Raw genomic sequence first — 13,892 nt, forward strand, 5'->3', positions numbered from 1 at the left:
TTGCCGTCCATCACCAGGGTGTCGACACCCAGGCCGCCGTCGATGCGTGCGAAGTCGCCGCTGTTGACGCGGATGACATCGTCGCCCGCACCGCCGTGCACCGTGTCGCCCGTGCCCACCTTCGTGAAGGTGTCGTTGCCGGCGCCACCTTCGAGGCGGTCGGCATAACCGAGCCTGGCGATGATCGTGTCGTCGCTCTCGGTCCAGGCCTGGGTCGCGTGGTTGAGCACGTCTACGTCATGGCCTGCATGGACGACGTTGCTGCTGGTCGCCAGTTGACCCGTGGAATCAGTCTGATTGACGGCCGTGTTGTCGCGCTCGGTGTCGACCTGAGTCAGGCCACCCATAACCTCGCTGCTCCCCATCGCGACGTTGAAAGCTGAAGGTATTCCCAGCGGCTGGTCCCAATTGCCATTGACGATGCCATCCTTGATGGCCGGACTAAATCCGGTCATATTCCCCAGTGCATCGGCGAATGCGAAATACAGCGGCCCATTAAAGGGGAAGTAGACTTCGAAAAATAGGGTCTTAACAGGCTCTTTTGGGTTCGCCACTTGCAGGTGATGCGGCTGAACCGGATAGAAAGTGGTTCCTGCCCCGTTCCGGATCACAATGAAATCCCCTGCTCGAAGAGTGACGTCGTCGTAGCTGCGTATTTGAACAGCCGACGAGCCATAGTAGTTTTGGTGCTGTACCAAGGTTCCGGTCGGACTACTCCACGGCGGCGTCGTATCCACGGTCAGGTCGAACGCACCCGATTGCGCACTTGTGTTGCCCGCCTTGTCCGCCCCCGCCACCGTGATGCTGTGCGCACCGTCGACCAGCGCCGTGGCCGGCGTGTACGTCCAGTCGCCCAAGGCATTGACCGTTACGCTGTCGATCTCGACACCCTTGTCGTAGACGATCACGATGCTGTTCGCCTCGGCCTTGCCGCTGAGGGTCGGCTTGGCGTCGTCGGTGGCGCCGCCGCTGGCCACGTTGCCTTGGATGGCGCCTACATCGTCATACACGCTGGTGATCGTCGGCTTGGCCGGCGCCGTCGTGTCCACCGTGAACCCGAACGCCGCCGAAGGCACGCTGGACACGCCCGCCTTGTTGATCACGATCGCACTGATGCTGTGGCCGCCGTCGGCCAGCGGGGTCGCCGGCATGTAGGTCCATTTGCCCGAGGCATCGGACTGCACGCGCGTCACCTCCACACCGTTGTTGAAGACGATGACGGTGCTGTTGGCCTCGGCCTTGCCCGTGACCAGGGGCTGGGTGTCGTCGGTGAAGTCACCACTGTGCAGGTCGCCCTGCTGGCCGCCCACGTCGTCGAACACGCTGTCGATCACGGGCGCGTTCGGCTTGTCGGTGCTGACGGTCACCTTGTAGCGCCCGGTCGGCATGGTCTCGTTGCCGGCGGCATCGCGCTCCACGAGCATGAAGGTGTTCAGGCCAGGGGCCAGCGGGGTGTCGACCTGGAAGGTCCACTGGCCGTTTTCGCCGATGGTGGCCTGGCCCAGTTCATGGGTGCCGGTGGCGTCTTTCACCATCACGGTGACGGTGTGGCCGGGCGTGCCGTTGCTGATGCCGCTGAGCAGCGGGCGCGTTTCATCGGTGGTGCCGCCCGAGATCACGTTGCCGGTGACCCCGCCCACGTTGTCCGTGAAGCCGCTGACGTTCAGCCGGCTGGCGTCGGGCGGGGTCACGTCGATCTCGAAATTGAACGCGGGCGAAGGCGCGCTCTCGTTGCCACTGCTGTCGCGCGCGACGATGGTGATGGCGTGCAGGCCTTCGAGCAGGTCGGTCGAGGGCGTGAAGGTCCAGGTGCCGTCTTCGGCGACTTCGGTGGTGCCGATCTCGGTGCCGTTGTCACGGATGACGATGGTGTCGCCCAGCGTGCCCTGGCCGCGGAATTCGGGTTGGCGGTCGTCGGTGACGCCACCGGGGGCGATGCTGCCCAGGATGTCGCCGGCGTCGTCGGCGGCGCCGCCCACCGAAGGAGGAAGGGGCGCGAAGGTCGATGCGCCTGCGCTCATGGCGGGGGCGATGGTCGCGTGGGGGGTGACGTTCGTCTGTTCGAATGTCATGGGATTCCTATGCTCTGAAATGGGAAAGGAAGACCGGATCGGCACGCGAAACAAGCGCAGCGCGATCCAGCGTTTTGAGGGGTGGCCTACTCTAGAAATCGCCGTCGGGCCGGGCCATCGGACGAATCTGAAAGCCGGGTACGAAGGCGTAGGTCGGTGCCGAAATCGCGCACAAAGTCGTCGACAACGGCACAAGTCCAAAAGAAACGCGGCAGCCGCACCGGCAGCTGCCGCGTCATGCGCGGCGCTGTGGTTGCGCCGCGTTGCCGATCTACGGCCTTACAGGATGGTCACGTGGACCTTGTCCTCGACCAGCAGCTCGGCCGTGCCGGCCAGGTTGGTGTAGACGCCGTACGTCACACCGCCCACCGTGGCGTTGCCGCCCTGCGTCCAGCCGTCGTCGCCGTGGGTGCCGCCGAGCAGGTCGACTTCGCCGTTGGCGCCGTTGACCAGCATCTGCACCTTGCCGTCGGCCACGACCATGTCGCGCGCGCCGCCGGCCAGCACGTCGTGCGTGCTCAGCGCCAGCGTGTTGCCGCCCGCGCCCAGGTCGAACTTCTCCACGCCCTGCACCTTCAGGCCGAGGGCCGACAGGTCGATGTGCATCGCCTTGCCGTCCATCACCAGGGTGTCGACACCCAGGCCGCCGTCGATGTGGGCGAAGTCGCCGCTGTGGACGCGGATGACGTCGTCGCCCGCACCGCCATGCACCGTGTCGCCCGTGCCCACCTTCGCGAAGGTGTCGTTGCCGGCGCCGCCTTCGAGGCGGTCGGCAAAGCCGAGCCTGGCGATGATCATGTCGTCGCTCTCGGTGAGCGCTTGGTCAGGCACGTCGGCACCGTAGCCCGCATGCACGATCACCTCTTCCGCCCCCTCGATGGAGCTGCTCACCGAGGAAGAGAAGGCACTTGCAGATTCGGACCAGACAATGTTGTCTACGAACAGACCATTTCCCTCTTGGATCGTGGTCACTCTGAAGCCATCGATTGCCTCTCCGGCCGGAGCAGTAAACGAATAATTCACAACCTGCGAATTCACCGGAAAGTCAGTCCTTCCAATGACCTTTCCGCTCCCATTTATGAATTCAACATAGTTGCCGGCATTTTCCGAGGTGACGATATCAAACGAGACTTTCCTTGCCAGCCCGGGCACATCAAACAGAACCTGAGAGGCAGGACTGTCCATGTACAAGGTTTTTCCGACACCCCAATTCACTTGATCGTGCACATGCACGCTTCCCGACAACACCTTCACAGTCAAACCGGAAGACATGGTTCTGCTTGAAGAAATAAGTCCGGTTGCTTCCGATGCGAAATCCTCCGTTCCGCTTGTATACGGAGAAACAGTGAAATTGAAACCATTGGACGAAGCACTGGTATTTCCTGCCTTATCCATGGCGACGACGCTAATGCTGTGCGCGCTGTTGCTCAGCGCCGTTGCTGGCGTGAAGGTCCAGTCGCCATTGGCATCGGCTTGCACACGTTCGATTTCCACACCGTTGTCCTTGATGATCACGGTGCTGTTCGCTTCGGCCTTGCCCTTGAAGTCGGGCTTTCCGTCATCGGTAGTTCCGCCATTGACCACGTTGCCGGTCGCGCCGACGTCGTCGTAGACCGTCTCGATGGTCGGCGCAGCCGGCGCCGTCGCATCCACCGTGAACCCGAACGCCGCCGAAGGCACGCTGGACACGCCCGCCTTGTTGATCACGATCGCGCTGATGCTGTGGCCACCGTCGGCCAGCGGCGCGGCCGGCGTGTACGTCCATTTGCCCGAGGCATCGGACTCCACGCGCGTCACCTCCACACCGTTGTTGAAGACGATGACGGTGCTGTTGGCCTCGGCCTTGCCCGTGACCAGGGGCTGGGTGTCGTCGGTGAAGTCGCCGCTGTACAGGTCGCCCTGCTCGCCGCCCACGTCGTCGTACACCGACACGATGACCGGCTTGGGCGGCGGCACGGTGGACACCGTGAAGCCGAAGGCATCCGACGGCGCGCTGAGGTTGCCCGCCTGGTCGACGGCCTTCACGGTGATGGTGTGCACGCCGTTGTTCAGCGCCGTCGTCGGCGTCCAGGTCCAGTTGCCCGACGCATCGACAGGCACGCGCTTGACCTCCACACCCTTGTCATAGATGACCACAGTGCTGTTGGGCTCGGCCTTGCCCGAGAAGTCAGGGCGCGGGTCGTCGATGACGCCGTTCAGCGTCACTTCGCCCTGGATGCTGCCCACGTCGTCGACCACCGACACGATGGTCGGCTTGGCCGGCGGCGTCGCGTCGACGGTGAAGTCGAAGGCGGCCGACGGCGCACTCAGGTTGCCGGCCTTGTCGATGGCGGTGGCCGTGACGTTGTGCGCGCCGTTGACCAGCGGCGTGGTCGGCGTGACGCTCCAGTCGCCCGCGGCGTTGGCCGTGGTCTCGCCCAGCAGCGTGCCGCCGTCGTAGACCTTCACGGTGCTGCCCGGCTCGGCCTTGCCCTTGAACTGCGGCCGGGTGTCGTCGGTGACGCCGCCCTGCACCACGTTGACGGTGATGCTGCCCACGTCGTCGAGCACCGCCACGATGGTCGGCGCGCCCGGCGCGGTGAAGTCGACGGTGAAGTCGAACACCGCCGTCTTCGCGCTCTCGCCGTGCGCCGCCGTGGTCACGGTGGCGCTCAGTTCGTACGCGCCTTCGCGCAGCGCGGTGGCCGGCGTGAGGCTCCAGTCTCCGTTGGCGTCGGCCACGACCGAGCCCAGCACGGTGGTGCCGTCGTAGACCTTCACGGTGCCGCCCGGGGTGGCCTTGCCGTGCAGGGTCGGGGTGGCGTCGTCGGTGACGCCGCCCTTGGCGATCTCGCCGAGGATGTCGCCGGTGTTGTCGGTCGCGCCGGCGATGCTGATGGTCGCGGGTTGCACATCAACGGTGAAGTCGATGGCCGCGCCCGGCTGGCTCACGTTGCCGGCCACGTCGATCACGGCGTTGCTGAAGCTGTGCGCGCCCGGTGCCAGCGGCGTGGACGGCGTGAAGCTCCAGTCGCCCGTGGCATTGGCCTGCACCCTGTCGATTTCCTTGCCGTCGTCATAGATGACCACGGTGGCGTTCGGCTCGGTCTTGCCCGCATAGGTCGGGGTGTCGTCGTCGGTGACGGTACCGCTGGTGATCGGCCCCTTGATCTCGCCGGCGTCGTCGCTCAGCGTCGCAGCCGACGCCGGGGGCGGCGTGTAGTCGGTGGTCAGCACGAACTCGGCCGAAGGCGCGCTCGTGTTGCCCGCCTTGTCGGTGGCGGTGACGGTGAACTTGTGCTCGCCCTCTGCCAGCGGCGTGGTCGGCGTGTAGCTCCAGTTGCCTTCGGCGTCGGCCACGACCTTGCCCAGCCAGGTTCCGTTGTCGTACACGACCACGGTGCTGCCGGCTTCGGCCTTGCCCGAGAGCGTGGGCGACGGGTCGTCCGTCACGCCGCCGCTGACCAGCGCACCCTGCTTGGCGCCCACGTCGTCTGCTGCCGCGTCGATGCTCGGCGCGGTCGGCGGCACGGTGTCCACGGTGAAGTTGAACGGCTTGGTCGGCTCGCTCACGTTGCCCGCCAGGTCGGTGGCGACGGCGGTGATGGCGTGCGCGCCTTCACCCAGGCCGGCCGTGGGCGTGACGCTCCACGTGCCGTCGGCCTTGACCACGGTCTCGCCCAGCAGGGTCGAACCGTCGTACACCTTCACGGTGCTGCCGGCCTTGCCCGTGCCCTGGATTTCAGGGCGGGTGTCGTCAGTGGTTCCGTTGAGCGCGATGCTGCCCTTGTTGGTGCCCTGGTCGTCCAGCAGCGTGTCGATCGACACCGTCACGCCCGAGTTGTCGACCACGATGTTCAGGGGCGCGCCCTGTCCGCTGCTGTTGCCCGCCGGGTCCACCACCTCGGTGGTGAGCGCGTGCGGCCCGTTCGCCAGCGGCGCGTTCGGCGTGAAGCTCCAGTCGCCGTTGCCATCGACCGGCGCGCTGCCCAGCAGCGTGCCGTTGTCGTAGACCTTCACGGTCGCGCCCGGCTCGGCCTTGCCGTTGAAGGTGGGCTTGGTGTCGTCGGTGGTGTCGCCATTGGCGAGCGGACCCGTCTTGGCACCCACGTCGTCCAGCACCTCGAGGCCCGTCACCGGACCCGGAGGCGCGGTGTCGACCACGAAGTTCCAGATGCCGGTGGCGTCGCTGGTCTGGCCCACGGAGTTCGTGGCCGTCGCGGTGATGTTGTGCGTGCCGTCGGCCAGGTTGGCTTCAGGCGTGACGCTCCACTTGCCGTTGGCGTCGGCCACGACTTCACCGATCTGGGTGCCGTTGTCGTAGACCTTCACGGTGGTGCCGGCCTGCGCCGTGCCGATGATGGTCGGCCGGGCGTCGTCGGTGACTTCGCCCTTTTGCAGCATGCCCGTCTTCGGGCCTGCATCGTCCTGCACGTTCTGGATCACGGGCACGCTCGGCGGCACGCTGTCCAGGATCACGGTGTACGACGCGCTCGGTGCGGTCGCATTGCCTGCGGGGTCCACTTCGATCGCGGTGAACTCGTTGCTGCCTTCCAGCAGCGGCGTGGTCAGCTGCAGCGTCCACTTGCCATCGGGGCCCACGGGCGCTTCGCCCAGCTTGTGGGTGCCCGTGCTGTCCTTGACCATCACGATGATGGTGTCGCCGGCCGTGCCGGTGCCGCTGATGACCGGGCGGCTGTCGTCCGTCGTCGCGCCCGAGGCCACGTTGCCCGTGATGCCGCCCACGTCGTCTTCCACGCCCGTGATGGCCAGCTTGCTGGCGTCCGGCGGCGAGTAGTCGGTGGTCACCACGAACTCGGCCGAAGGCGCGCTCGTGTTGCCCGCCTTGTCGGTGGCGGTGACGGTGAATTTGTGTTCGCCTTCTGCCAGCGGCGTGGTGGGCGTGTACACCCAGTTGCCGTTGGCGTCGGCCACGACCTTGCCCAGGAAGGCGCCGTTGTCATTGATGGTCACGGTGCTGCCCGCTTCGGCCTTGCCCGACAGCGTGGGCGACGGATCGTCCGTCAAGCCGCCGTTGACCAATGCACCTTGCTTGGACCCCACGTCGTCCGTGACCGACTCGATGCTCGGTGCGGTCGGCGCGACGGTGTCCACAGTGAAGTTGAACGCAGCCGTCGGCTCGCTCGTGTTGCCGGCCTTGTCGGTGGCCGTGGCGGTGATGGCGTGCGCGCCTTCACCCAGGTCGGCCGTGGGCGTGACGCTCCACGTGCCGTCGGCCTTGACCACGGTCTCGCCCACCAGGGTCGAACCGTCGTACACCTTGATGGTGCTGCCGGCCTTGCCCGTGCCCTGGATCTCGGGACGCTTGTCATCGGTCGTGCCGTTGGCGGCAATGGCGCCCGTCACGGTGCCCTGGTCGTCCACCAGCTTGCTGATCGAGACTTCCACCTTCGAGATGTCCAGGATGATGTTCATCACCGGGCCCTTGCCGCTGCTGTTGCCAGCGGAATCCACGACCTCGGTGCTCAGGGCGTGTTCACCGTCGCTCAGTGGGACGCTGGGCGTGAAGCTCCAGTTGCCGTCCGGGTCGGCCACGACGTCACCGATCTTGATGTCGCCGTCATACAGATTGACCGTGCTTCCAGGCTCGGCCTTGCCACTGAAGGTGGGCCTGTTGTCGTCAGTTGTGTCGCCGTCCTTCAGTGGACCCTGCTTACCGCCCACGTCGTCGGTGACCACGAAGTCGGTCACCTGGCCCGGAGGCGCGGTGTCGACCACGAAGTTCCAGATGCCGGTGGCGTCGCTGGTCTGGCCCACCAGGTTGGTGGCCGTGGCGGTGATGTTGTGCGTGCCGTCGGCCAGGTCGGCCGTCGGCGTGACGCTCCACTTGCCGTTGGCGTCGGCCACAGTCTCGCCCAGCAGCTTCGTGCCGTCGTAGACCTTGATGGTGTTGCCCGCTTGCGCGGTGCCGATGATGGTCGGCCGCGCGTCGTCGGTGACCTGGCCCTTTTGCAGCATGCCCTGGAGCACGCCCACGTCGTCCTGCACGTTCTGGATCACGGGCACGCTCGGCGGCACGCTGTCCAGGATCACGATGTACGACGCGCTCGGTGCGGTCGCGTTGCCTGCGGGGTCCACTTCGATGGCGGCGAACTCGTTGCTGCCTTGCAGCAGCGGCGTGGTCACCTGCAGCGTCCACTTGCCGTTGGCCTCCACGATCGTGCGGCCGAGCTCGCGGCTGCCCGTGCTGTCCTTGACCATCACGATGATGGTGTCGCCGGCCGTGCCGGTGCCGCTGATCGCGGGACGGCTGTCGTCGGTCTTCTCGCCCGAGGCCACGTTGCCCGTGATGCCGCCCACGTCGTCTTCCACGCCGGTGATCGCCAGCTTGCTGGGGTCCGGCGGCGTGTAGTCGGTGGTCAGCACGAACTCGGCCGAAGGCGCGCTCGTGTTGCCTGCCTTGTCGGTGGCGCTGACGGTGAATTTGTGCTCGCCTTCGTTGAGCGGCGTGGTGGGCGTGTAGCTCCAGTTGCCTTCGGCGTCGGCCACGACCTTGCCCAGGAAGGCGCCGTTGTCATTGATGGTCACGGTGCTGCCCGCTTCGGCCTTGCCCGACAGCGTGGGCGACGGGTCGTCCGTCATGCCGCCGTTGGCCAGCGCGCCTTGCTTGGCGCCCACGTCGTCCAGCGCCGATTCGATGCTCGGCGTGGTCGGAGGCACGGTGTCCACCGTGAAGTTGAACGCCTGGGTCGGTTCGCTCACATTGCCGGCCTTGTCGGTCGCGGTCACGGTGATGCTGTGCGCGCCGTCGGCCAATGCCGTCTCGGGCGTGACGCTCCACGTGCCGTCGGGCTTGACCGTCGTCTCGCCCAGCAGGGTCGCGCCGTCGTACACCTTGACGGTGCTGCCGGGCTTGCCCGTGCCCTGGATTTCGGGGCGCGCGTCGTCAGTGCTTCCGTTGGGGGCGATGGCGCCCTGGATCGTGCCCTGGTCGTCGATCAGCTTGCCGAGGGTCACGACGCCAGGAATGGCGTCCACCACCACATTCAGCGCATCGCCCTGGCCGCTGCTGTTGCCGGCTTGGTCGACCACTTCGGTGGTGAAGGCGTGCTCGCCGCTGGTCAGCGGGGCGGTGGGCGTGAAGCTCCAGTCGCCGTTCTCGTCCACCGGCGCTTCGCCGATCTTGGTGCCGTTGTCGTACACGTTCACGGTGGTGCCCGGCTCGGCCTTGCCGCTGAAGGTGGGACGGTCGTCGTCGGTGGTCTCGCCTTCCTTCAGCGCGCCCACCTTGCCACCCACGTCGTCGGTCACGACGAGGTCGGTGACCTGGCCCGGCGGCGTGGCGTCGACCACGAAGTTCCAGATGCCGGTGGCGTCGCTGGTCTGGCCCACCGGGTTGGTGGCCGTGGCGGTGATGTTGTGCGTGCCGTCGGCCAGGTCGGCTTCAGGCGTGATGCTCCACTTGCCGTTGGCGTCGGCCACGGTCTGGCCCAGCAGCTTCGTGCCGTCGTAGACCTTGATGGTGTTGCCCGCTTGCGCGGTGCCGATGATGGTCGGCCGGGCGTCGTCGGTGACCTGGCCCTTCTGCAGCATGCCCGTTTGCGGGCCCACGTCGTCCTGCACGTTCTGGATCACCGGCACGCTCGGCGGCACGCTGTCCAGGATCACGGTGTAGGGCGCGGTGGGCGCGGTGTGGTTGCCCGTGGGGTCCATCTCGATGGCGGTGAACTCGTTCTTGCCTTGCAGGAGCGGCGTGCTCACTCGCAGCGTCCACTTGCCGTCGGCCTCCACGATCGCGCGGCCGAGCTCGCGGCTGCCCGTGCTGTCCTTGACGGTCACGATGATGGTGTCGCCGGCCGTGCCGGTGCCGCTGAGCAGCGGACGGCTGTCGTCGGTCTTGCCGCCCGAAGCCACGTTGCCCGTGACTTCGCCCACGTCGTCGGCCACGCCCGTGATGGCCAGCTTGCTGGCATCGGGCGGGGTCACGTCGATCTCGAAATCGAAGGGGTCGGAGGGCTTGCTCTCGTTGCCGGCCGGGTCGCGCGCGATGACGGTGATGGAGTGGTCGCCCTCCTTCAGGTCGGTCGAGGGCGTGAAGGTCCAGGCACCGTTCTCGTCCACGTCGGTGGTGCCGATCACGGTGTCACCGTCCTTGATGACGATGGTGTCGCCCGGCGTGCCTTCGCCATGGAACTCGGGCTGGCGGTCGTCGGTGACGCCACCCGGGGTGATGGGGCCCTGGTACTCGCCCATGTTGTCGTTGGCGCCGCCCACCTGGGGCTGCGCGGGCGGGGTGATGTCGACGACGAAATCGAACGGGTCGGAGGGCTCGCTCTCGTTGCCCGCGGGGTCGCGCTCGACGATGGTGATGGAGTGCTCGCCCTCGCTCAGGTCGGTCGGCGGCGTGAAGGTCCACACGCCGTCCCCGTCCACTTCGACGCGGCCGATTTCCTTGCCGTGGTCCTGCACGATGATGGTGTCGCCCGGGGTGCCCTGGCCGTTGAACTCGGGACGCTGGTCGTCCGTCGCGCCGCCCGGGGGCACGCGGCCCTTGATGGGGCCCACGTCGTCGATGACGGCGCCGGGGCCTTCGCTGCTGCCGCCGTCCCACTCGGGCTTGGGCGGCGGGGTGGTGTCGACGGCGAACTCGAACGGATCCGAAGGCTCGCCTTCACGGCCGGCTGGATCGCTCTCGGTGATGGTGATGGAATGGTTGCCCTCGCTCAGGTCCTTCGGTGGCGTGAAGTGCCACGCGCCGTTGCCGTCCACAAGGGTCTTGCCGATTTCTTTGCCGTTGTCGTACATGGTGATGGTATTGCCGGGGGTGCCGGTTCCGAAAAAATCAGGTCGTGTGTCGTCGGTCTGGCCGCCGGGTTGGATCTGGCCCTTGATGGGGCCGACGTCGTCGTAGGCACCGCCAATGCCGTCGAAGCCGGGCTTGCCGGGGGGACGCACGTCGGGCGGAGGCAGCACGGGGGGAAGGCTCGGCGCGGTTTCACCATCGCTGCCGCTGGCCGCGGCAATGGCGCCGAGGCCGAGCGCGGCCAGGCCGCCAGTCATCAGCAGGGGCAACATGCCGCCGAAGAAGTCGTTGCCGGCGGCCGCTTCGGTGCCGGCCAGGTACGGCGCACCCGCGCCGTACGAATCGCCGCCCAGCGCCACGGGCGCCGACTGGCCTTCGGCCAGCGCGTAGATGTCGCCCGCGCCATCGGTGCGCGCGTAGGCGTACAGCTGGCCGTCCTCGGCCACGCCGTACAGGCCCACGGGTTCCGATTGCGCGTAGTAGCCCTCGAGCACCAGGCCCGGGCTCGTCTCGCCTTCGAGCGTGATCTGCAGGTCGTTGCCCACGCGCGTGAGCGTCACGTTCTCGGGCGCAAAACCGTCGTCGCCCTTGAGCAGGTACTTCGCGCCCTTCTGGACCTTGATGCGGACCGGCGCCTTGCCGTTCGCTGCCGCTTCCACCGTGTGATCGATGTTCCTGCCGTTGCTGTTGACGACGACCTTCGTCTTCTTCGTTGCCATGTAATTCCTAGTGCTTGCTGAATGAAAAACGGGACCGCAGCGGCACGCGCACGCGCGGCGCCAGCTCATACGGTTTGTTGACCGATGACTTTAGGAAGACGGTCCCGTCCCATCCATCGGACGAGTCCGAAAGCGGGTGCGGCAGACATAGGCACAGGGCGAAACTGTGAACAAAGCCCCCAGGAGTTCGTACAAAGCACAAGGCCCTCGCGAGTCAGCGACTCGCAAGGGCCTTGAAGAAGACAGCGCCGCAGCGCGAAGCGGTCAGCGTCCGAGGTCTTTGGCGGACACGCCGCCGATGCCCCAGTTTTCCTTGGGCATGTCGTGCAGCCACACGCGCACGTTCTCCTTCGGCGCGTCGACGGCCTCGACGATGGCGCGGGTCACTTTCTCGATCAGCACGCGCTTCTGTTCTTCGGTGCGGCCTTCGATGAGGTAGATCTGTGCAAAGGGCATCGTGTACTCCTGTTCGGTTCTTCAGTGCTTGATGCAGATCAGACGAAGCGCAGGCCCACGCAGCCCATGCCCTGCACCTTCAGCGTGACGGCATCGCCCGCCTGCACGGCCACGGCCTCGGTGATGCCACCCGAAAGAATCAGCGTGCCCGCCGGAATCTCCTCGCCGCGCGCGCCCAGGTGGTTGGCCAGCATCGCAATCGCCGCGGCCGGGTGGCCGAGCACCGCGGCGCCCGCGCCGAAGGCCACGGGTTGGCCGTTCTTCTCGAGCACGATGCCCACGGTGCGCAGGTCGACCTCGCTCGCGGGCACGGCGCGTCCGCCCACCACGAAGCGCGAGGCCGAGGTGTTGTCGGCCACCACGCTCTTCAAGTCGAACTTGAAGTCGCGGTAGCGGCTGTCGATCACCTCGATGCCCGGCAGCACGAAGTCGGTGGCCGCGAGCACGGCGCCGATGTGGCAGCCCGGGCCGCTGAGCGCGCGCTTGGTGACGAACGCGATCTCGGGCTCGACCTTCGGATGGATGAGCTCGCTCACCTTGCATTCGCCGCCTTCGGGCAGCGCGTAGTTGTCAGCCATGAAGCCGAAGACCGGCGTGGTCACGCCCATCTGCTTCATCTTGGCGTGCGAGGTGAGCCCGGCCTTCAGCCCGATGATGCGGTGGCCGCGCGCGAGCTTGCGGCGGCGGATCTCGTTCTGGATGGCGTAGGCGTCGTCCCAGTCCATCTCGGGATGTTCGTCGGTGATCTTGGGCGTGTCGCGCGCTTCGAGTTCGCAGGTCTCCAGGTGCTCGGCGAGCGCGGCGATGGTGTTCTTGTCGAGCTTCATGCCGCGACTCCTTCCTGTGGTTGCTGCACGGCCTGGCGTGCGCGGGCCAGCGTGATGGCCGTGTCTTCGATCATGTCTTCCTGGCCGCCGACCATGCCGCGCCGCCCCAGCTCCACCAGGATCTCGCGCGCGGGCACGCCGTACTTCTTCTCGGCGCGCTTGGCGAACAGCAGGAAGCTCGAGTACACGCCCGCGTAGCCCAGCGTGAGCGAGTCGCGGTCGACACGGATCATGTGGTCCATGATCGGCACCACGCGGTCCTCGGCCACGTCCTGGATGCGGAACACATCGACGCCGGTCTCGATGCCCATGCGGTCGCACACCGCCACGAACACCTCCATCGGCGTGTTGCCCGCGCCCGCGCCCAGGCCTGCGGCGGCGGCGTCGATGCGGCTGGCGCCGGCCGCAACGGCCGCGACCGAATTGGCCACGCCCATCGCGAGGTTGTGATGGCCATGAAAGCCCAGCTCGGTGTCGGGCTGGAGCGCCGCGCGCACCGCGCCGACGCGCGCCGTGACATCGTCCGGCAGCATGTGGCCCGCCGAGTCGGTCACGTAGATGCAGTTGGCGCCGTAGCCTTCCATGAGCAACGCCTGGCGCACCAGCATCTCGGGCGAGGCCATGTGGGCCATCATGAGAAAGCCCACCGTGTCCATGCCGAGCCGGCGCGCCATGGTGATGTGCTGCTCGGACACGTCGGCCTCGGTGCAGTGCGTGGCCACGCGCACGGTGTGCACGCCCAGACCGTGCGCCATGCGCAGGTGGTCCACGGTGCCGATGCCGGGAATCAGAAGCGCCGACACCTTCGCCTGCTTCATCAGCGGGATCACGGCGCCTAAATACTCCTCGTCGGAATGCGCGGGAAAGCCGTAGTTGACCGAGCTGCCGCCCAGGCCGTCGCCGTGCGTCACCTCGATCAGCGGCACGCCCGCTTCGTCGAGCCCGCAGGCGATGTGCGTCATCTGTTCGAGCGTCATCAGGTGGCGCTTGGGGTGCATGCCGTCGCGCAGCGTCATGTCGTGCAGGGTGACGCGGCGGCCCTTCAGATTCGTGTTCGTCGTGGTGGTCATGGGGG

The 13,892-nt window shown here is 66.8% G+C and carries 5 protein-coding genes; all 5 read right to left on the reverse strand.

Going from position 1 to position 13,892, the window contains the following annotated elements:
* The coding region (locus AC1RGU_RS26140; RefSeq protein WP_492740811.1) for an Ig-like domain-containing protein at nucleotides 1-2,072 on the reverse strand (2,072 nt) is incomplete at its 3' end.
* Between the two features lie 279 nt (nucleotides 2,073-2,351).
* Nucleotides 2,352-11,534, reverse strand: coding sequence for an Ig-like domain-containing protein (locus tag AC1RGU_RS26145; RefSeq protein WP_492698631.1), 9,183 nt, complete (start codon nucleotides 11,532-11,534; stop codon nucleotides 2,352-2,354).
* Between the two features lie 264 nt (nucleotides 11,535-11,798).
* The gene (gene thmT, locus AC1RGU_RS26150) at nucleotides 11,799-11,990 is read right to left on the reverse strand and encodes a 2-hydroxymuconate tautomerase (protein ID WP_492698633.1); all 192 of its coding nucleotides are present in this window, start codon (nucleotides 11,988-11,990) and stop codon (nucleotides 11,799-11,801) included.
* Between the two features lie 38 nt (nucleotides 11,991-12,028).
* A complete protein-coding gene (gene dmpH / locus AC1RGU_RS26155) occupies nucleotides 12,029-12,817 on the reverse strand; it encodes a 2-oxo-3-hexenedioate decarboxylase (protein WP_492698635.1) in 789 nt (262 codons plus the stop codon).
* On the reverse strand, nucleotides 12,814-13,887 hold the full coding sequence (gene dmpG, locus AC1RGU_RS26160; protein WP_492698637.1) for a 4-hydroxy-2-oxovalerate aldolase: 1,074 nt from the start codon (nucleotides 13,885-13,887) through the stop codon (nucleotides 12,814-12,816). The genes dmpH and dmpG overlap by 4 nt, the downstream gene beginning before the upstream one ends.
* Between the last annotated feature and the right edge of the window lie 5 nt (nucleotides 13,888-13,892).

This window comes from Variovorax sp. GW823-FHT02B07 (assembly GCF_058797695.1).

Excerpts from the sequence above, each read along its gene's own strand:
- dmpH (WP_492698635.1), bottom strand. The coding sequence starts at position 12,817 with ATGAAGCTCGACAAGAACACCATCGCCGCGCTCGCCGAGCACCTGGAG.
- AC1RGU_RS26145 (WP_492698631.1), bottom strand. The coding sequence starts at position 11,534 with ATGGCAACGAAGAAGACGAAGGTCGTCGTCAACAGCAACGGCAGGAAC.
- thmT (WP_492698633.1), bottom strand. The coding sequence starts at position 11,990 with ATGCCCTTTGCACAGATCTACCTCATCGAAGGCCGCACCGAAGAACAG.
- dmpG (WP_492698637.1), bottom strand. The coding sequence starts at position 13,887 with ATGACCACCACGACGAACACGAATCTGAAGGGCCGCCGCGTCACCCTG.